The organism is Actinosynnema sp. NPDC037264 (assembly GCF_055603705.1).
In genome coordinates, this window is sequence record NZ_JBVJVK010000043.1 from 1 (window position 1) to 16208 (window position 16208).

Sequence of the window (16208 nt, forward strand, 5' to 3'; positions counted from 1 at the left end):
GCGATCTTCCCGAGCTCCTCGGCGACGTTGTTCCACGTCGTGGAGTACGACTCGATCACCGGCGGGTTCCCGGCCAGCCAGTCCAGCATCTCCTTCAACGGCTGCATGTGCTCCATCAGGAACGACGCCGCCGAGGACAGCAACGTGCCGAACGGGTCGATCGCCATCGCCGCCGCGTCCGCCGCCAACCCGACCATGCCCAGGCCGGCCTCGACCCAGTTGCCGTCCTTGATCCCGTTGAACGTGTCCATCGCCGACTCCGCGATGGAAATACCGGTCGCCCACCCGTTGTCACCGGTACCCGCGTTGAAGAACGAACCCGACTCCGCCGGCGGCGCCTCGACTAAGGGGTTCTCGCCCGCCATCAGTCACCGGCCTTGAAGCTGTCCCGGATCGCCTCTTCCATCTCCCGGTACTGGTTGACGGTGTCCTTGACCGCCTTGCCGGCGGCGTCCATGGCCTCCACGGCACCCTGGAGGGCGTCCAGCCCGTACTGCTCGACGGGGTCGAGCATCATCCGGAACGGCTGGCAGATGATGCCGTAGGCGTCGGTCGGCATGCTCACGGTCTTCGCCGCGTCCACCGCGCCCTGCAGCCGCGCGCCCAGGTCGTCCAGTTGCTTGCTGTGCGCCTCGAGCGTTTCCGCGACGATCTCGAAACCGGCCATGTGATCCCCCTGGAAGGCTGGTCAGGAAAGGAAGGACTGTCCGCCGAAGTCGTCGTCCTCGTCCGGACGGCGCGCGGGCCTGCGCGCGGGCGGCGGGGTGGGCGGTGGCGTGGCCGGCGGTCCGGGACGCGTGGCGGGCGGCGGGGGCGTGTCGTCGTCCTCGATCCCGAAGCGCATCTCACGGCCCACCGGCGGCGGCACGGGCTCTTCGTGCGGCGGGGTGGGGAAGTTGCGCTTGGCCTCGTTGAACAGCACGTTGGCCGTCTCGTCCTGCGTGCCGATGGTCTCGGCCATGGCCTGCTGGAGCAGTTCCGGGATGCGCGCCTGCGCGCGTTGCAACGTCCTCATCACCTCGGCCGACACCTCGGCCATCCGCTTGTCCCGCGCGGACTCGGCGATCTCCAGGTGGGTCAGGATGCCGTTCGAGCCGATGGTGAGCTTGACCGAGCCGTCGCGCGAGGCCTCGGAGATGGTCATGCCCTGCACGCGGGCGGCCATCTCCTGGTAGCGCTCGGCCTTCTGCTCGATGCTCTGCTGCCACTGGCTGAGCATCCGCTCGGACGCGCCGATGTCCTCGGGCACGACGGCTCTCCCCCTCGAAGATGACGTGCGGTTGGTCCACTCAGGATGACGCAATGGTGAACGGCCCGGTTCCGCCCCCGGGTCAAATGCTCCGAACGGAGCAGGGGGCGCAACCGGGCCGTGCCGGCACTAGTTCACGCCGAGCAGGTCCACCACGAAGATCAGCGTCTCGCCGGGCTTGATCACGCCGCCCGCGCCGCGGTCGCCGTAGCCCAGGTGCGCCGGGATGACCAGCTTGCGCCGGCCGCCGACCTTCATGCCCGCGACACCGCGGTCCCAGCCGGCGATGACGCGACCCCCGCCCAGCGGGAAGCTGAACGCCTCGCCGCGGTCCCAGGAGGCGTCGAACTGCTCGCCGGTCGAGTGCGACACACCGACGTAGTGCACGTGCACGAGCTGACCGGGGGCCGCCTCGGGCCCGTCGCCGACGGTGATGTCCTCGATCACCAGGTCGGCGGGCGGGGCGCCCTCGTACGGCTCGACCTCGGGCTTGCTCGGGGCCATTTGACTCTCCTGTGGTCGCTCCGCCCCCGGACGCGAGGGCGTTGGGCAATCGGTCCTGCCCTACTCAATCATGTCGCCCCGGGTGCAGCCGATCGGCCTACGCCCGGACCGTGACCGCCGCCGCGCAACCTTTTGCCCCGTCCGTCCCGTCCTGGGTGCATGAGGCGACGGTCCTGGGGTACGCGTGCGGCGCTGTTCGGCGGCGCGGCACTGGTGGTGGGGGTGAGCGCGGCCTCCGCCGTGCCCACCGAGGCGGAGGACTGGCGGATCGTGCCGCCGATCGAAGCCGTGCCGGTGGAGCTGGTGGCGTTCGACACGTGCGACACCGCGCTGGCCGAGCTGCGCGAGGCGATCTCGCCGCACGTCGGCGCGCACGGGGTGGGTGGCCGCACGTTCCTGGCCAAGACCGACGGCGACGTCGCGATGGAGAGCCAGGCGGACTCCCGTGCGGGCAGCCCGCCCCGTGACGCCGCCGCCGTGCCCGAGCACTCCAAGACGAACGCGCACGAGGCGGGCGTCGACGAGCCGGACCTGGTCAAGACCGACGGCAAGCGGGTCGTGACGGTGGCCGACGGCAAGCTGCGGGTGCTGGACGTGGCCACCCGGCAGCTCACCGGCACGCTCGACGTGCCGGGCGGCCACGCCTCCCAACTGCTGCTGCACGATGACCGCGCGTTCCTCATCGGCGCCGGGCACGGCATCGCGGGCCGCGGAATCGAGTTCGACGGCCCGACGGAGGTGTACGCCGAGGACTCGTCGGTGACGTTGGTCGACCTGTCCGCCGCGCCGCGCGTGCTGGGCACGCTCACCGTGGACGGCCGGTACGTCGACGCGCGCCAGGTCGGCGGCGTGGTGCGGGTGGTCGTGCACTCGGGGCCGCGGCTGCCCTGGGTGTACCCGACGAACGACCGCAGCGAGGCGGAGTCCCTGATCGCGAACCGGGAACTCGTCGCCACCGCGCCGATCGAGTCGTGGCTGCCGCGCTACGAGCTGTCCGACGCGGACGGCTCGCGCTCGGAGGGCACGCTGGTCGCGTGCGACCGGGTCAGCCACCCCGAGCAGCACTCGGCCACGTCGATGCTGTCCGTGCTGACGTTCGACTTCCCGGGCGAGCTGGGCAATGGCGACGCGGTGACGATCATGGCCGACGGCGACACCGTGTACGGCACGGGCACGTCGCTGTACGTGGCCGACGACCACCACCTGCGGCCGATGACGCGCTTCGCGCCGACCACGCCCGCGACCACGGCGATCCACCAGTTCGACGTGTCGCAGCCGGGCCCGCCGAAGCACGTCGCGTCCGGGCGGGTCGCGGGCACGCTGCTCAACCAGTACTCGCTGTCCGAGCACCAGGGTCACCTCCGGGTGGCGACGACCTCCGGTGACGCGCCGGGCATCCCCGAGCAGGCGCCCGCCACGCAGAGCGCGGTCACCGTGCTCAAGCGGGACGGCGCGACGCTCGTGGAGGTCGGCAAGGTCGACGGGCTCGGCGTCGGCGAGCGGATCTACAGCGTCCGGTTCGCCGGGCCGGTCGGGTACGTGGTGACGTTCCGGCAGGTCGACCCGCTCTACACGCTGGACCTGTCCGACCCGGCGGCGCCGCGCAAGGTCGGCGAGCTGAAGATCACCGGCTACTCGGCGTACCTGCACCCCGCCGGTGACGGGAAGCTGATCGGCGTCGGCCAGGAGGCCACGGCGCAGGGCCGCGTCACCGGCACGCAGGTGTCGCTGTTCGACGTGTCGAACCCGGCCGCGCCGGCCAAGCTCGCGGGCCACCACCTGCCCGGCGCGAGCTCGGAGGTCGAGTTCGACCCGCACGCGTTCCTGTACTGGCCGGCCCGCGACCTGGTGGTGCTGCCGGTGTTCGGGTCGGGCGCGAGCGGGTCGGCGGCGGGCGGCCTGCTGGTGCTGCGGCTCGGTGACGGCGCGTTGTCCGCGCTGGGCACGGTCCGGCACGAGCAGTCGACCTACGACCCGGGCATCCGCCGGGCGCTGGTGATCGGCGACGACCTGTGGACGGTGTCCGCCGTGGGCGTGGGCGTGGACCGGATCGACGGGTTGGCGCGGCAGGCGTGGGTGCCGTTCACCTGATCTGGTCGTGGAGCAGGCGGTGCGCGAGGACCGTGCCGCCTGCCATCGCCGCCGGCAGCACCACCAGCGCCGCCAACGGGATCAGGCACAGCAGGTAGGTCGGCACGGCGAAGCCGAGCGTGACGGCGCGCCGCTTGCGCAGCGTCCGCCGGCGCACGTCGAGCTTGAGGCCGCGCCGGGTGAACGGGATGCCGGTCAGCTCGATCGCCAGCAGCGACGCGTTGACGAGCACCGCGACCACCGGCACCACCGTCTGCCCGACGACCGGGATGAACCCGGCGGCGAACAGCGGGATGGCCAGCAGGATCGCGATGCCGACGAGCACGATCGCGTCCCGCACGCCGACCGCCGCCGACCGCAGCCAGGTCACCTGCTCCGCCTCGGGCACGCCGCCGAGGTGCGTGTCCTCGACGGTCTCCGCGATGTGCTCGTAGAACGGTCCGCCGATGATCAGCGTGATCGCGGTGAACAGCAGCAGTCCGATCGCGACGAACGCGCCGATGATCGAGAACCCGGCGGCGAACCGGGTGGCCGCGCGCAGGCCCTCGTTCCAGTCGTCGGCGAACGGCGTGACCCAGGCGGCGATCTCGTCGATCCACACCGCGAGCCCGACCAGGCCGCCGACCAGCAGCACGGTCGTGATCAACGCCGGGACGGCGCCGATGAGCAGCAGTTTCGGCGAGCGGAACACCAGCGAGAAGCCCTGGCCGAGCAGTCCGACACCGGTCGAGAAGTCCCGCAGCACCCTGATCACCGGCGGAGCATATCCACCGTGGGGCCCGTGAAGTCGAAAAACGGTGGTCGCGCCGTTCTGGGAGCGGTGCCAGACTGAGGGTCTCTGGGGAGAGGACGTTTCGTCATGGCACTGGATCACACCGAGCCCGTCCTGCTCGTGCGCAAGCGCGCGGACCTCGTCGGCGAGTGGGAGCGGAGCTGCCACCTGGCGCCGTTGCCCGACGACGGCACGCGGTCGACCCTGCTGACCCTCTGCGGGGAACAGCTCGACCTGGACATGGCCGAGCTGCTGCCGGAACCGGAGGGAATGCCCTGCGTGGCGTGCCTGCTCACGGCGCCGCCACCGCACCGCTGAACCGTCGTCGTCGGGCCGCCGTCGTCGTCAGCCGACGTGGCGGGAGAGGGCGTGGAGGTCCTTGCGGAGGTTGGCGCGGACGAACCGCGCCACGAGCGGGCCGACCAGCCGGTAGTGCCGGCCCGCGTCACCGCGGACGCGGATGGACGCCATCGTCGCGCCCGCGTGGGCGGTGTCGAACCGGTAGGTGACGTGCATCGGGAACGGCCCGGCGACCGACTTCATCTCCAGCAGCGTCGGCGGCTCGTGCGCCACCACCCGCAGCACGTAGTCGATGCGCCTGCCGAGGAAGTGCGCGGTGCGCGTGACCTCCGCGCCGACGCCGAACCCGCCGCCGGGCGCGGGCGCGCTCAGCTCGGCGCGCTTGATGCCGCGCGTCCACTCGTGGTCGTGCCGCCAGTCCATCGCGTACCGCGCCACGACCTCGGGCGGCTGGTTGATCAATCGGCGCGCGGACACGTCCACGCGCCGATTGTCCATCCGGGACGGCCCCCGCACCCGGCGAGGGCCGTGCTCTCCTAGCGACGGCGGCGGAAGCTCAACGCCCGCGCGCCGGCGCCGACGCCGGCCAGGTGCAACGCCACGCACAGCAGGCCCGCCACGAGCAGCGTGCCGCCGTCCAGGACGGAGCCGAGCGAGGCGTTCGCGAGGTCCAGCAGGAGGGCGAGGCCGAAGATGACCGCGGCGATGATCGCTAACACGGGAAACCTCCCTGGTGAGGTGGGTGACCACCAGTTACCCCGCGGCGGGGTCCGCCAAGCGCGCGTTCGGCCGCACTTCGCGGTCCGGACAGGTCAACGGCACGGCGGCAGCCGAGCGTGATCAGTTCGTCACGAATCCTTGGCCAGCCGCGGCACGCCGTCGCCCGACGCCGCCCAGGCGACCAGGCCCGCCACGTCCACCCCGTGCGGCGGGTCGTCGCGGTAGGGGGTGATGTTGCGCGCGCCGCGGCTCAGCAGCGCCGAAGCGCCCGACGCGTTGCCGCGCGCGGCGTGGGTCATGCCCACGGCCAGTTGCGCCAAGCCGCGCCACAGCTCCCGCTCGGGCTCGGGCGCGGCCTTCCACGCGTCCTCCAGCACTTCGTGCGCGTGGAACGGCCGGCCGAGGTCGAGCAGGCGCTGTGCTTCGACGAGCGACTCCTCGGGCGTGCGCGGCACGCCTTCGGGCTGGCGCTCGACGCCCGGCAGCCCGTAGGGCAGCGGGCGGCCGAGCCCGTCGCGCGGGCGCGCGTTGCGGGCCCGGCCCTGCTCGTCGCGGTCGCGTGGGCTGGTCGGCACGTGGTGATCGTGTCACGAACCCCGTCACCGCGAAACGGCGCGGTTCAGCTCTTGAGCGGCCCGGAGAACCGCAGGTGGTTGCCCGACGGGTCGCGGAACGCGCAGTCGCGCACCCCGTACGCCTGGTCCATCGGCTCCTGCATGACCTCCGCGCCCGCCGCCCGGAGCCGCTCGAACGTGGCGTCGCAGTCGTCGACCCGGAAGATCGCCGCGCCCAGGGAGCCCTTGGCCATCAGCTCCGTCATCGCGGCCGCGTCGTCCGCCGGCCGGCCCATGCGCGGGTCCTCCAGGACGATCTCCACGTCGGGCTGGCCGGCCGGGCCGACCGACAGCCAGCGGAACTGCTCGATCGGCGCGTCGGTGCGCACTTCGAGGCCGATCACGTCGCGGTAGAAGGCGAGCGCCTCTTGCTGGTCGCGGACCTGCAGGAACGTGTGCGAGATCTTCATGCTCATGCGGGGAACCTATCCGCGCTGGTCAGACTCGTGCTTCTCGAGATCTGCTCGGGCGGGTGACCATTTTGGACCAGCACGCGGGCACCGCGGCGACCTCGTCGTGGCGGCGCGCCCGGTAGGCGCTGGGCGTCTCGCCGACCAGTTCGGTGAACCGCGAGCTGAACGAGCCGAGCGACGTGCAGCCGACCTCCATGCACACGTCGGTGACGCTGAGGTCGCCGCGGCGCAGCAGGGCTTTCGCGCGTTCGACGCGCCTGGTCATCAGGTAGTTGTACGGCGTCTCGCCGTAGGCCAGCTTGAACTGCCGGGCGAAGTGGGACGGCGACATCAGCGCGGCGCGCGCCATCGCCGGCACGTCCAGCGGACGGGCGTACTCGCGGTCCATCAGGTCCCGTGCCCGGCGCAGGTGGGCCAGTTCTTCCGGTCGCACGGTGACAGCCTCCCACGGCGATACTGGCGTGGTGTCCGGATCGGACTGGGTCCTGCACGTCGACCTCGACCAGTTCATCGCGGCGGTCGAGGTGGCGCGCCGGCCCGAGTTGCGCGGCAGGCCCGTGGTCGTCGGCGGAGCAGGCGACCCGACGCAGCGCGCCGTCGTGGCCACCGCGTCCTACGAGGCGAGGGAGTTCGGCGTCCACTCGGGGATGCCGTTGCGGCTGGCGAAGAAGCGCTGCCCGGACGCGGTGTTCCTGCCGTCCGACGCGCCCGCGTACGAAGAGGTGTCCGCGCACGTGATGGACGTGCTGCGGGAGCTGCCCGTGGTGGTCGAGGTGCTCGGCTGGGACGAGGCGTTCCTCGGCGCGCGCACCGACGACCCGGAGGCGCTGGCCGACACCGCGCGCCGCGCGGTCAAGGCGGAGACCGGGCTGGAGTGCTCGGTCGGCATCGGCGACAACAAGCTGCGCGCCAAGCTCGCCACCGGGTTCGCCAAGCCCGCCGGGGTGTACCGGCTGACCAGGGACAACTGGGTCGAGGTGATGGCCGGACGGCCGGTGACCGCGTTGTGGGGCATCGGGTCGCGGACCGCGGCCAAGCTCGCCGAGCTGGGCGTCGGCACGGTCGAGGAGTTGGCGCGGACCGAGCCGGAGGTGCTGGCGGCGCGGTTCGGGCCGGCGATGGGGCCGCACTTCCGGCAGCTGGCGCTGGGCGCCGGCGACACGGACGTGACCGCGACGCCGTGGGTGGCCAAGTCGCGCAGCCGGGAGACGACGTTCCAGCGGGACCTGACCGAGCCGGACCGGATCCGGGAGGAGGTCCGGCTGCTCGCGCGGCGGGTGGTCGAGGACGTGCGGGCGGAAGGGCGGCCCGCGGTCCGGGTGGTGGTGAAGGTGCGGTTCGTGCCGTTCTTCACCTACACGCGGGGCGTGTCGCTGGCGGAGCCGACGATGGAACCCGGGCCGATCGAGGACGCGGCCGTGGCGGCGTTGGCAAGATTCGAGGACACACGTGCCGTGCGCCTGCTGGGGGTGCGCGTCGAGTTCGCTGGAGGAGCACCGTGACGAAGGTCGTGCTGAACGGCTCGGTGTCGCTCGACGGCTACAGCGCCGGGCCCAACGTGGGCGAGGAGCACCCGATGGGCGAGGGCGGCGAGCGGCTGCACGAGTGGATGTTCGCCGAGGGGTCGGACGGTGACGCGCCGTTCGCGGCGACGGTCGGCGCGGTCGTGCTGGGCAGGCGGACGTTCGACCTGGGGCTGAAGTACTGGCAGGACACGCCGTTCCCGGTGCCGAGCTTCGTGCTCACGCACGAGCGGCGCGCGCCGCTGGCGATGAAGTCGGCGGCGTTCACGTTCGTCACCGACGGCCCGGAGAGCGCGATCGCCCAGGCCCGTGCGGCGGCGGGGGACAAGGACGTGCTGGTCATGGCGGCCGCGGAGTCGGCGGGGCACGTGCTGCGCGCCGGGTTGGTCGACGAGATCCGGCTCCAGCTGGTGCCCGTGCTGCTCGGCGGGGGCTCGCGGCTGCTGGACGGCCTCCCGCCCGCCGAGCTGGAGCGGATCGAGGCCGTCGAGGCGGACGACGTCCTGCACCTGCGGTTCCGCGTGCTCAGGTGACCTCGGTCCAGGTCGAGCGACGAGATGAGGTCGCGGTAGATCTTGCCCGGCTCGTGGACACCGCGGCGAGCCCGACACGCCCCCGTGCCGGGCTCGCCTCATTGCCGGCGTTTGCCCAGTTCGTCGTGGCCATGGACGACAGCATCGTGTACGTGGCGCCGCCGGACGTCGGCGCGCTCGGCTTTCCAGCCAGTCCCTGCACTGGCTGTATTCCGTGTTGCCTTGGTGAAGGCCGATGTTCGGTGCTGCTTGATGCGAAGCCCGACCGACACCTCAGACGCCATGGTGATCCCCGCCCAGGGTCGTGATCGGAGCTTCCGGATACCGGGACACGGTTCCCGGCGATGTTCGTGGCCGCCTCGTCCGGAGTGGCCGATGAGGAGCAGGGCGCGGCCTCCGCGTTGACCACCACGTTGCAGCAGGTCGGCGGCTCGCCGTCGTTCCGCGTCACCGCGCCGAGGCGGTGATGTCCTCCAGCACGGCGTAGAGCCGGGCGGCGGCGGTCCGGTCGAACTCGGGCCTGGCCAGGTCGACCGGCGCGCCCGCGCGCGAGGCGGTGAAGGCGGCGGCGGGTGGGTCCGCCAGGAACCGGTGGACCTGGTCCGCCGCGTCGGCCGTCGACCGGGCGAACAGGCGGGCCACCAGGTCCAGCGCCCGGCCGCGCGCACCGCCGACCTGCGCGCCGAGCCCGCTGTCCACGAACATCGGGTTGTGCAGGACGTACCGCACCGCGCTGCCCGGGTGGCGGTCCGCGAACCCCGCGCCGAGCAGGTCGGCGGCCCGCGCGCCCTGGCTGACCGCCCCGAACGCCCGGAACCCGCGGCTGAGCGCGAGGTCGTCCCACTGGATGCCCGGTCCGCGCAGCCCGGCCACGCCGCACAGGCTCACCACCACCGGCGCGGCGGAGCGCTCCAGCACCGGCAGCAACCGTTCCACCAGCGCGAACCGGCTCACCGCGTAGAGCGCGAACGAGTGCTCCAAGCCGTCGGCGGTGACCACGCGGCGCGGGGTGAAGCGGCCCGCGCCGAGCACGAGGTGGTCGACCACGTCGAACCGGGCCGCCACCTCGTCGGCCACCGCGGCCGTGCCGGCGACCGTGCCGAGGTCGCCTCGAATCAGCTCGACCCCGTCCGGCGCGGCGGCCGACCGGCCCACGACCGCGACGCGGTGCCCCTCGCTCGCGAGCCGTTCCGCCAGGGCCCGGCCGATGCCGTTCGTGCCGCCCGTGATCACCGCGTTCGCCATAACCTGAAGCCTGGTGCGCACCGCGACGACCCGGAAGAAGGCACATCCATGTCACTGGTCCCCGCGCCGGTCACGGTCGCCGACCGCGCCGCCTGCTCGGTGTCCGGCCTGCTGGCCCGGGTCGGCGACAAGTGGAGCCTGCTGCTGCTGGCCCTGCTCGCCGAACGGCCCTACGGCTTCAACGAGCTGGACCGCGCGGTGCACGGGCTGAGCCGCCGCATCCTCACCCGCACCCTGCGCAACCTCGAGCGCGACGGCCTCGTCAGCCGGGACGTGCGGCCGGGCAAGGCCGCCGGCGTCACGTACGCGGCGACCGCGCTCGGCCGCTCCCTGCTGGACCTCGTCGTCCCCTTGGGACGGTGGGCGCTGCGGCACGAGGACGAGATCGAGGCCGCGCGTTCGGCCTACGACAACGCTTCCAGCACCCGCCGCGCGGTGTCCACACTGGACTGAGGGTTCTGGCCGGTGACCAGGTTGCCGTCCACGACGACCGTGCTGGACCACGCCGGACCGGTCTGCGGGACCGCGCCGAGCTCGCGCAGCCGCGCCTCCACCAAGTACGGCACGGCCAAGCCGCCTTGGCGCTCCTCCTCGTCGGTGAACACGGTCAGCCGCCGCCCGGCGAACGCGAACGAGCCGTCCTCGCGCACCGCGGACAGCAGCCCGGCCGGGCCGTGGCACAGCGCGCCGACGACCTTGCCCGCCTCGTCGAACGCCACCAGCAGCCGACCGAGGTCCGCGTCGGACGCGAGGTCCGCCATCGGGCCGTGCCCGCCGGGCAGCAGCACGCCGTCGTAGTCGGCCACGTCGACGTCCGCCAGCCGCAGCGGCGCCGCCAGCTCGTCGTCGATGGACGCCAGGTAGGCGCCGAACTCCTCGGTCACGCTGACCGCGTCCACGGTGGGCCGCGCGCCGCCCGGGGTGGCGATGTCCACCCGCACGCCCGCGTCCCGCAGCACGCGCACCGACTCGACCACTTCCTCCGCCCAGAACCCGGTGGGGTGGCTCGACCCGTCGGCCAGCACCAGCCGGTCGGCCGCCGAGACGACCACGAGAACCCTGCTCATCCGTTTCATCCCTCTCGAGAAGTCGCTGTACTGCTCGGACAACGACCACCCCATCACGTTTCATCCGGTAGCGTGCGGCCGGCCATAAGTCTTCTTATAGCTCTGGAGTTGCGATGGCGGACCTAGACCTGCTGTCCACGTTCGTGGAGATCTACCGGTCCGGCTCGCTGACCGCCGCCGCCCAGCGCCGCGGCCTGACCCAGCCGGCGGTCAGCGGCCACCTCGCCCGGCTGGAGCGGGAGCTGGGCGAGCCGCTGTTCGTGCGCTCCAGCCGCGGCGTCACGCCGACCGCGCGCGCCGACGCGCTGGCCCGCCGGGTCGGCGCGCACGTGGACGAGCTGCGCTCGGCGCTGTCCGAAGTGGACGACCGGGAGGCGTACGCGGGCACCGTGCACCTGGCGGGCGCGGTGGAGGTGGTGGCCGCGCGGGTGCTGCCGGCGCTGGCGCCGCTGACCGCGCGCGGGCTGCGGCTGAGGATCACCCTCGGCCTGGCCGACGACCTGCTCGCCGCGCTGGTCAACGCGAGGCTGGACCTGGTGGTGTCCGCGGTGCGCCCCGCGGACCGGGCGGTGGTCGCGACGCCGTTCGTGGACGAGGAGTTCGTGCTGGTCGGCGCGCCGACGCTGGTGCGCACGATCGACCGCGCGCTGCTGGCGTCCGACCCCGTGCGCGCGTTGGCGCACCTCCCGCTGGTCGCGTACGCGGAGGAGCTGCCGATCGTGCGGCGGTACTGGCGCAGCGAGTTCGGCCGCCGCCCGCCCAACCCGGTCGCGGTGGTGGTGCCGGACCTGCGGGCGGTGCTGGCGGCCGTGGTCGCGGGGGCCGGCGTGTCGGCGCTGCCGCGGTACCTGGCCGACCCGGCGCTGGCGGCGGGGTCGGTGGAACTGGCGCACCAGGCGGTCGTGCCGCCGTTGAACACGCTGTTCCTGGCCACCCGGGTCGGCGGGTTGGCGAACCCGTCGGTGGCGCTGGTGCACGGCCACCTGATGGCCCGCGCGCGGGACTGGGGCGTGCTGTGACGCCCCGGTCCCGCGCGGGGGGTCAGACGCCGGCGATGGACTGGATCCAGGACCGGTAGCGCGTCACGTTGGTGTAGGCGGTGGTGGTCTGCCGGTCGCTGGTGGACGCGACGCCCACCTGCACGCCGCCGGCCATCATCGGGCCGCCCGAGTCGCCGCCCGCGGTGATGCCGTCGCCGCGCCGGGCGCAGATCGCGCTGCCGCCGTAGGCGTCGGTGCAGCCGCCGGTGACGGTCACGTTCGCGACCTTCAGGTACTGCGACTGGCAGTTGATCTCCGAGCCGCACCGGGACGTCGCGCCCCAGCCGTAGACCTGCACGTTCTGGCCGACGGTGACCGAACCGGGCTGGCCGAGGCGGGCGTAGGTCGCGGACACGGAGCGGTCGAGCCGGACCAGCGAGAGGTCCGACGAGTGGTTGTGGGTCTGCACGCCGTTGGCCATCGTGCCGCCGGAGGTCTGGTCGAGGCTGCCGATGCGGAACGACAGCCCGCCGCCGCTGACGCAGTGCTTCGCGGTCAGGATCCACGTGGGCGCGATGATCGTCGCGGTGCACGTCTGCCTGCCGTTGGAGAACAGCCGGGCCGCCCACGGCGCGTTGCTCGCGTAGCCGCCGCCGATGATGTACGGCGTCACGCCGCCCTCCGCCGCCGGCGCGGCCGACGCCGACGGCGCCAGGGCGAGCAGGGAGAGCAACGCGGCCGCGAGCGCAGGGATCAACCTGGTGATTCGCAAGGGTTTCCTCGATTCCGAAGACACGCGATTCCTCGCGCACAGGGGTGTCTTGGGTCACGAGATTCGTACCACTCGAACGGGTGAAAAGGGATATCTCGAAACAGTCATAACGCGCGCTATACGGTGTGCGTCATGCTCGTCGAACTGGCCATCGGGGACGCGTACGGCGCGGGCTTCGAGTACGCCCCGGCATCGCTCGTGACCAGCCACAACACCCTTGCGGGGTACGTGCGGCACCCGCGGCACCTCGGCATTCGCCCCGGCGCGTACACCGACGACACGCAGCTGACGCTGGCGTTGGCGGAGTTGCGGGTCTCCGGCGCGCCGTGGACGTCCGAGTCGGTGGCGTCGGCGTTCGTGACCGCGTTCCACCGCGACCCGCGCGAGGGCTACGCGCGGGGTTTCCAGGCTTTCCTGGAGAGCGTGCACTCCGGCGCGGAGTTCCTGGCCCGCATCCGGCCCGACAGCGACAAGAGCGGCGCGGCGATGCGCGCCGCGCCGGCCGGGCTGCTGCCCACCGTGGCCGACGTGCTGCACCACACCGACGTGCAGGCCAAGGTCACCCACGACACGCCGGACGGCGTGGCGTCGGCGCGGGCGGCGGCGTTGGCCGTGCACTACTGCCACCACGGGCTCGGTCCGGTGGCGGAGGTCGGCACGTGGATCGCCGCGCGCCTCGGCTCCGACGCGTGGGCGCGGCCGTGGCGGGGCAAGGTCGGGTCGAAGGGCGTGATGAGCGTGCGCGCGGCGCTGACCGCGTTGGCCGACGGCGGCTCGCTGAGCTCGGTGCTGCGGGCGTGCGTGGCCTTCACCGGCGACGTGGACACGGTCGCGACCGTCGCGCTGGCCGCCGCGTCGCGGTCCGCCGAGATCCGCGCCGACCTGCCCCGGGCGCTGGTGGACGGGCTGGAGAACGGGCCGTACGGCCGCGACCACCTGGCCCGGGTGGACGCTCAGCTGCTGTAGCGGCCGAGGAGTTCGGCGACCCGCTCCTCCGGCCACGGGCGGACGTCGCCGAACGTGGCGGCGAAGAACAGCTCCAGGTGCGCGTGCCAGGCCGCGAGCGCCCGCGGGGCGAACGCCGGGTCGGCCAGCGCGTGCGTCAGCTCGACCGTCGTGCCCTGGTCGGGGTCGTGCCGGAACTCCCAGCGCACCCGGCCGGTCGGCGAGTCGAACGCCAGCACGCGCGGCGGCGTCCGCTCGACCAGCGGGCCGGCTGGCACTTGCGGGTTGGCCGCGCGGGCGGGCACGCCCTCCTCGCCGTCGGTGAGCAGCGCCCACACCTCCTCCAGCGGGCGCCAGACGAGGTCGCGGACGAACCGCACCACGCCGTCGTCCACCCGGCCCTCGTCCAGCCCGAACTCGCGGATGTAGTGCTCCATCGGGCCGCGCACGTCCGTCGGCGGCTCGAACGGGCGGTCGTCGAGCCGCGCCTCCAGGCCCGCGAGGCAGGTGTCCCAGCCGGCGGCGTTGCGCCCGGCGCCGTGCTCGTCGCCGAGGACGTGCGTGAACACCAGCAGGCAGCCGCGCTCGTGCGGCAGCAGCTCGAACCGCAGCACGTCGGTGTTCCAGCGGAACGCGAACACCTTCGGCGGGTCGGACTCCAGCACCTCGCCGGTGGTGACCTGGTCGGGGAAGGAGAACGTGATCTCCCGGCCGTCGATCGCCACCGCCGCCGGGAACCAGTGCGCCAGCTCGGCGGGCTCGGTGACCGCCCGCCACACCAAGGCGGGCGGGTGCGCCAGCACCCGTTCGAACCTCAGCACGGGCTTGCCGTCGATCCTCCTCAACTCGGTGCTCACGAGTCCCTCCCGTCCGTCCCGTCGATCGCGTCCAGCCGCCGTTCCAGCGCGTCCAGGCTGTCCTCCCACATCCGCCGGTACGGCGCGAGCCAGGCGTCGACCTCGGCCAACGGCCCCGGCCGCAGCCGGTAGAGCCGGCGCTGGGCGTCCCGCCTGACCTCGACCAGCCCGGCCTCGCGCAGCACCTTCAGGTGCTTGGACACCGTCGGCTGGCTCACCGACAGCCCGTCGACCAGGTCGTTGACCGGTCGCTCGCCCCCGCGCAGCACGTCGAGGATCCGGCGCCGGTGCGGGTCGGCGAGCACGGCGAACGTAGATGCCATGACAGGAATATAGCCCGATCGGCATATGCGCTGTCAACCGAGGGGTCGGAAAGGTAGGATGGGTTCGGCGCCTCGACCCCAGTGCGGCCTACCTCATGCGTGGCACAACCGCGTGAACCCTTCCGCTCGACCTTCGAGGAGCCCTTCCATGCCGCGCACGTTCGCCGGCTCGCCGGTCCGCGACCTGCTCGCCCTCACCTCCCGGCCCGAGGTCATCTCGTTCGCGGGCGGCCTGCCCGCGCCCGAGCTGTTCGACGTCGACGGCCTGCGCACGGCGTTCGACCAGGCCGTGTCCCGCCGTTCCCTCCAGTACGCGCCCACCGAGGGCGATGTGGACCTGCGCGGCCTGGTCGCCGACCGGCTGACCCGGCGCGGCCTGCCGACCGCGGTGGAGGACCTGCTGGTCACGTCCGGCTCGCAGCAGGCGTTGACGCTGGTCGTGACCGCCCTGCTGGAGCCGGGCGCGGTCGTGGCGGTGGAGGAGCCGACCTACCTGGCCGCGTTGCAGTGCTTCCAGCTCGCCGACGCGCGGATCGTGCCCGTCGCGGGCGACGAGCACGGCATGGACCCGGCCGCGCTGGCCGAGGTGATCGAGCGGGACCGGCCGGAGCTGCTGTACCTGGTGCCGACCTTCGCGAACCCGACCGGCCGGACGTTGAGCGCGCGGCGGCGGGCCGAGATCGCCGCGCTGGCCGACCGGCACGGCCTGTGGGTCGTCGAGGACGACCCGTACAGCGAGCTGCGCTACCGGGGCGAGCCCGTGCCGCCGCTGGCCTCGATGAGCGACCGCGTGCTGTACGCGGGCAGCTTCTCCAAGGTCGGCGCGCCGGGCATGCGGCTGGGCTGGCTGCGCGCGCCCGCGTCGATCATGCGCACGCTGGTGATCGTGAAGCAGGCGGCGGACCTGCACACGTCCACCGTCGACCAGGCCGCGGCGGCGGCGTACCTGAAGGCGAACGACCTCGACGAGCACATCCGGGGCCTGTGCGCGGCCTACCGGGAGCGGCGGGACGCGATGATCGGCGCGCTGCCGTCGACCGTGCCCGCGGGCGCCCGGTGGAGCGACCCGGACGGCGGGATGTTCGTGTGGGTGGCGCTGCCCGGCGGGGTGGACACGTCGTCGCTGATCACGGCGGCGTTGGCGCGGGACGTGGCGTTCGTGCCGGGCGCGCCGTTCTACGCGACCACGCCGGACCGGTCGACGCTGCGGCTGTCGTTCACCACCAACACGGCGGACGAGATCGTGGAGGGGATGCGGAGGCTGGCGACCGTGCTGCGGTAGCGCATGGTCGGACCGTGC

24 protein-coding genes are annotated in these 16208 nt (G+C 73.1%); 9 read left to right on the top strand and 15 right to left on the bottom strand.

Going from position 1 to position 16208, the window contains the following annotated elements; genetic code table 11:
- The 4 genes from ACZ7GX_RS32820 to ACZ7GX_RS32835 all read right to left on the bottom strand — a co-directional run.
- On the bottom strand, positions 1-251 hold a 251-nt coding region (locus ACZ7GX_RS32820; protein WP_498782400.1), incomplete at its 3' end, for a hypothetical protein.
- A gap of 113 nt (positions 252-364) precedes the next feature.
- Positions 365-667 carry a type VII secretion target gene (locus ACZ7GX_RS32825; RefSeq protein WP_498782402.1) on the bottom strand — a complete coding sequence of 101 codons (303 nt, stop codon included), beginning with the start codon at positions 665-667 and terminating at the stop codon, positions 365-367.
- Positions 668-688: 21 nt separating this feature from the next.
- Positions 689-1249 carry a YbaB/EbfC family nucleoid-associated protein gene (locus ACZ7GX_RS32830; RefSeq protein WP_498782404.1) on the bottom strand — a complete coding sequence of 187 codons (561 nt, stop codon included), beginning with the start codon at positions 1247-1249 and terminating at the stop codon, positions 689-691.
- A 129-nt stretch (positions 1250-1378) separates the two neighbouring features.
- On the bottom strand, positions 1379-1753 hold the full coding sequence (locus ACZ7GX_RS32835) for an FKBP-type peptidyl-prolyl cis-trans isomerase (RefSeq protein WP_230572641.1): 375 nt from the start codon (positions 1751-1753) through the stop codon (positions 1379-1381).
- Between the two features lie 159 nt (positions 1754-1912).
- On the opposite strand from ACZ7GX_RS32835, the gene ACZ7GX_RS32840 reads away from it, so the two are divergent.
- Positions 1913-3844, top strand: a complete 1932-nt coding sequence (locus ACZ7GX_RS32840; RefSeq protein ID WP_498782406.1) for a beta-propeller domain-containing protein — start codon at positions 1913-1915, stop codon at positions 3842-3844.
- Here the strand turns inward: ACZ7GX_RS32840 and ACZ7GX_RS32845 are convergent.
- Complete coding sequence (locus tag ACZ7GX_RS32845; protein WP_498782543.1) at positions 3837-4589, bottom strand: EI24 domain-containing protein; 753 nt, start codon at positions 4587-4589, stop codon at positions 3837-3839. The genes ACZ7GX_RS32840 and ACZ7GX_RS32845 overlap by 8 nt on opposite strands.
- A gap of 114 nt (positions 4590-4703) precedes the next feature.
- Here ACZ7GX_RS32845 and ACZ7GX_RS32850 point away from each other — a divergent pair, with 114 nt between their 5' ends.
- The gene (locus tag ACZ7GX_RS32850) at positions 4704-4934 is read left to right on the top strand and encodes a hypothetical protein (protein ID WP_498782408.1); all 231 of its coding nucleotides are present in this window, start codon (positions 4704-4706) and stop codon (positions 4932-4934) included.
- Between the two features lie 27 nt (positions 4935-4961).
- On the opposite strand, the gene ACZ7GX_RS32855 is transcribed toward ACZ7GX_RS32850, so the two are convergent.
- The 5 genes from ACZ7GX_RS32855 to ACZ7GX_RS32875 form a co-directional block, all read right to left on the bottom strand.
- Positions 4962-5399, bottom strand: a complete 438-nt coding sequence (locus ACZ7GX_RS32855) for an SRPBCC family protein (RefSeq protein WP_498782410.1) — start codon at positions 5397-5399, stop codon at positions 4962-4964.
- Positions 5400-5452: 53 nt separating this feature from the next.
- Positions 5453-5635, bottom strand: a complete 183-nt coding sequence (locus ACZ7GX_RS32860) for a hypothetical protein (RefSeq protein WP_053722518.1) — start codon at positions 5633-5635, stop codon at positions 5453-5455.
- 129 nt (positions 5636-5764) lie between these two features.
- Positions 5765-6211 (bottom strand): DUF309 domain-containing protein, encoded by a 447-nt coding sequence (locus ACZ7GX_RS32865; protein ID WP_498782413.1) that lies wholly within the window; start codon positions 6209-6211, stop codon positions 5765-5767.
- Between the two features lie 44 nt (positions 6212-6255).
- The gene (locus ACZ7GX_RS32870; protein ID WP_498782415.1) at positions 6256-6666 is read right to left on the bottom strand and encodes a VOC family protein; all 411 of its coding nucleotides are present in this window, start codon (positions 6664-6666) and stop codon (positions 6256-6258) included.
- 22 nt (positions 6667-6688) lie between these two features.
- Entirely contained in the window at positions 6689-7096 is a 408-nt protein-coding gene (locus ACZ7GX_RS32875) for a helix-turn-helix transcriptional regulator (protein ID WP_498782417.1), read from the bottom strand.
- A 31-nt stretch (positions 7097-7127) separates the two neighbouring features.
- Here ACZ7GX_RS32875 and ACZ7GX_RS32880 point away from each other — a divergent pair, with 31 nt between their 5' ends.
- From ACZ7GX_RS32880 to ACZ7GX_RS32890, 3 genes are all read left to right on the top strand, one after another.
- The gene (locus tag ACZ7GX_RS32880; RefSeq protein ID WP_498782419.1) at positions 7128-8165 is read left to right on the top strand and encodes a DNA polymerase IV; all 1038 of its coding nucleotides are present in this window, start codon (positions 7128-7130) and stop codon (positions 8163-8165) included.
- Entirely contained in the window at positions 8162-8719 is a 558-nt protein-coding gene (locus ACZ7GX_RS32885) for a dihydrofolate reductase family protein (RefSeq protein WP_498782421.1), read from the top strand. Before ACZ7GX_RS32880 ends, ACZ7GX_RS32885 begins: the two co-directional genes overlap by 4 nt.
- Before the next feature lie 344 nt (positions 8720-9063).
- Positions 9064-9186 carry a hypothetical protein gene (locus ACZ7GX_RS32890; RefSeq protein WP_498782423.1) on the top strand — a complete coding sequence of 41 codons (123 nt, stop codon included), beginning with the start codon at positions 9064-9066 and terminating at the stop codon, positions 9184-9186.
- Here ACZ7GX_RS32890 and ACZ7GX_RS32895 read toward each other — a convergent pair.
- Positions 9167-9964, bottom strand: coding sequence for an SDR family NAD(P)-dependent oxidoreductase (locus ACZ7GX_RS32895; RefSeq protein ID WP_498782425.1), 798 nt, complete (start codon positions 9962-9964; stop codon positions 9167-9169). The genes ACZ7GX_RS32890 and ACZ7GX_RS32895 overlap by 20 nt on opposite strands.
- Positions 9965-10012: 48 nt before the next feature.
- On the opposite strand from ACZ7GX_RS32895, the gene ACZ7GX_RS32900 reads away from it, so the two are divergent.
- Positions 10013-10417 carry a winged helix-turn-helix transcriptional regulator gene (locus ACZ7GX_RS32900; RefSeq protein WP_498782427.1) on the top strand — a complete coding sequence of 135 codons (405 nt, stop codon included), beginning with the start codon at positions 10013-10015 and terminating at the stop codon, positions 10415-10417.
- On the opposite strand, the gene ACZ7GX_RS32905 is transcribed toward ACZ7GX_RS32900, so the two are convergent.
- A complete protein-coding gene (locus ACZ7GX_RS32905; RefSeq protein ID WP_498782429.1) occupies positions 10369-11031 on the bottom strand; it encodes a type 1 glutamine amidotransferase domain-containing protein in 663 nt (220 codons plus the stop codon). The genes ACZ7GX_RS32900 and ACZ7GX_RS32905 overlap by 49 nt on opposite strands.
- A 113-nt stretch (positions 11032-11144) precedes the next feature.
- Here ACZ7GX_RS32905 and ACZ7GX_RS32910 point away from each other — a divergent pair, with 113 nt between their 5' ends.
- Positions 11145-12050, top strand: coding sequence for a LysR family transcriptional regulator (locus ACZ7GX_RS32910; protein WP_498782431.1), 906 nt, complete (start codon positions 11145-11147; stop codon positions 12048-12050).
- Between the two features lie 22 nt (positions 12051-12072).
- Here ACZ7GX_RS32910 and ACZ7GX_RS32915 read toward each other — a convergent pair whose 3' ends face one another.
- Positions 12073-12783 (bottom strand): S1 family peptidase, encoded by a 711-nt coding sequence (locus ACZ7GX_RS32915; protein ID WP_498782433.1) that lies wholly within the window; start codon positions 12781-12783, stop codon positions 12073-12075.
- Between the two features lie 132 nt (positions 12784-12915).
- Here ACZ7GX_RS32915 and ACZ7GX_RS32920 point away from each other — a divergent pair, with 132 nt between their 5' ends.
- Entirely contained in the window at positions 12916-13749 is an 834-nt protein-coding gene (locus ACZ7GX_RS32920) for an ADP-ribosylglycohydrolase family protein (RefSeq protein ID WP_498782435.1), read from the top strand.
- Here the strand turns inward: ACZ7GX_RS32920 and ACZ7GX_RS32925 are convergent.
- Positions 13737-14585 (bottom strand): SRPBCC family protein, encoded by an 849-nt coding sequence (locus ACZ7GX_RS32925; protein ID WP_498782437.1) that lies wholly within the window; start codon positions 14583-14585, stop codon positions 13737-13739. The two genes, ACZ7GX_RS32920 and ACZ7GX_RS32925, sit on opposite strands and share 13 nt — an antisense overlap.
- A complete protein-coding gene (locus ACZ7GX_RS32930; RefSeq protein WP_498782439.1) occupies positions 14582-14908 on the bottom strand; it encodes an ArsR/SmtB family transcription factor in 327 nt (108 codons plus the stop codon). The genes ACZ7GX_RS32925 and ACZ7GX_RS32930 overlap by 4 nt, the downstream gene beginning before the upstream one ends.
- Before the next feature lie 148 nt (positions 14909-15056).
- Here ACZ7GX_RS32930 and ACZ7GX_RS32935 point away from each other — a divergent pair, with 148 nt between their 5' ends.
- A complete protein-coding gene (locus tag ACZ7GX_RS32935; RefSeq protein ID WP_498782441.1) occupies positions 15057-16190 on the top strand; it encodes an aminotransferase-like domain-containing protein in 1134 nt (377 codons plus the stop codon).
- Positions 16191-16208 lie beyond the last annotated feature (18 nt).

Coding starts and splice junctions, on each gene's coding strand:
- ACZ7GX_RS32825 (WP_498782402.1), bottom strand. CDS start 667: ATGGCCGGTTTCGAGATCGTCGCGGAAACGCTCGAGGCGCACAGCAAG.
- ACZ7GX_RS32835 (WP_230572641.1), bottom strand. CDS start 1,753: ATGGCCCCGAGCAAGCCCGAGGTCGAGCCGTACGAGGGCGCCCCGCCC.
- ACZ7GX_RS32840 (WP_498782406.1), top strand. CDS start 1,913: ATGAGGCGACGGTCCTGGGGTACGCGTGCGGCGCTGTTCGGCGGCGCG.
- ACZ7GX_RS32850 (WP_498782408.1), top strand. CDS start 4,704: ATGGCACTGGATCACACCGAGCCCGTCCTGCTCGTGCGCAAGCGCGCG.
- ACZ7GX_RS32870 (WP_498782415.1), bottom strand. CDS start 6,666: ATGAGCATGAAGATCTCGCACACGTTCCTGCAGGTCCGCGACCAGCAA.
- ACZ7GX_RS32890 (WP_498782423.1), top strand. CDS start 9,064: ATGTTCGTGGCCGCCTCGTCCGGAGTGGCCGATGAGGAGCAGGGCGCG.
- ACZ7GX_RS32895 (WP_498782425.1), bottom strand. CDS start 9,964: ATGGCGAACGCGGTGATCACGGGCGGCACGAACGGCATCGGCCGGGCC.
- ACZ7GX_RS32900 (WP_498782427.1), top strand. CDS start 10,013: ATGTCACTGGTCCCCGCGCCGGTCACGGTCGCCGACCGCGCCGCCTGC.
- ACZ7GX_RS32905 (WP_498782429.1), bottom strand. CDS start 11,031: ATGAGCAGGGTTCTCGTGGTCGTCTCGGCGGCCGACCGGCTGGTGCTG.
- ACZ7GX_RS32910 (WP_498782431.1), top strand. CDS start 11,145: ATGGCGGACCTAGACCTGCTGTCCACGTTCGTGGAGATCTACCGGTCC.
- ACZ7GX_RS32920 (WP_498782435.1), top strand. CDS start 12,916: ATGCTCGTCGAACTGGCCATCGGGGACGCGTACGGCGCGGGCTTCGAG.
- ACZ7GX_RS32930 (WP_498782439.1), bottom strand. CDS start 14,908: ATGGCATCTACGTTCGCCGTGCTCGCCGACCCGCACCGGCGCCGGATC.
- ACZ7GX_RS32935 (WP_498782441.1), top strand. CDS start 15,057: ATGCCGCGCACGTTCGCCGGCTCGCCGGTCCGCGACCTGCTCGCCCTC.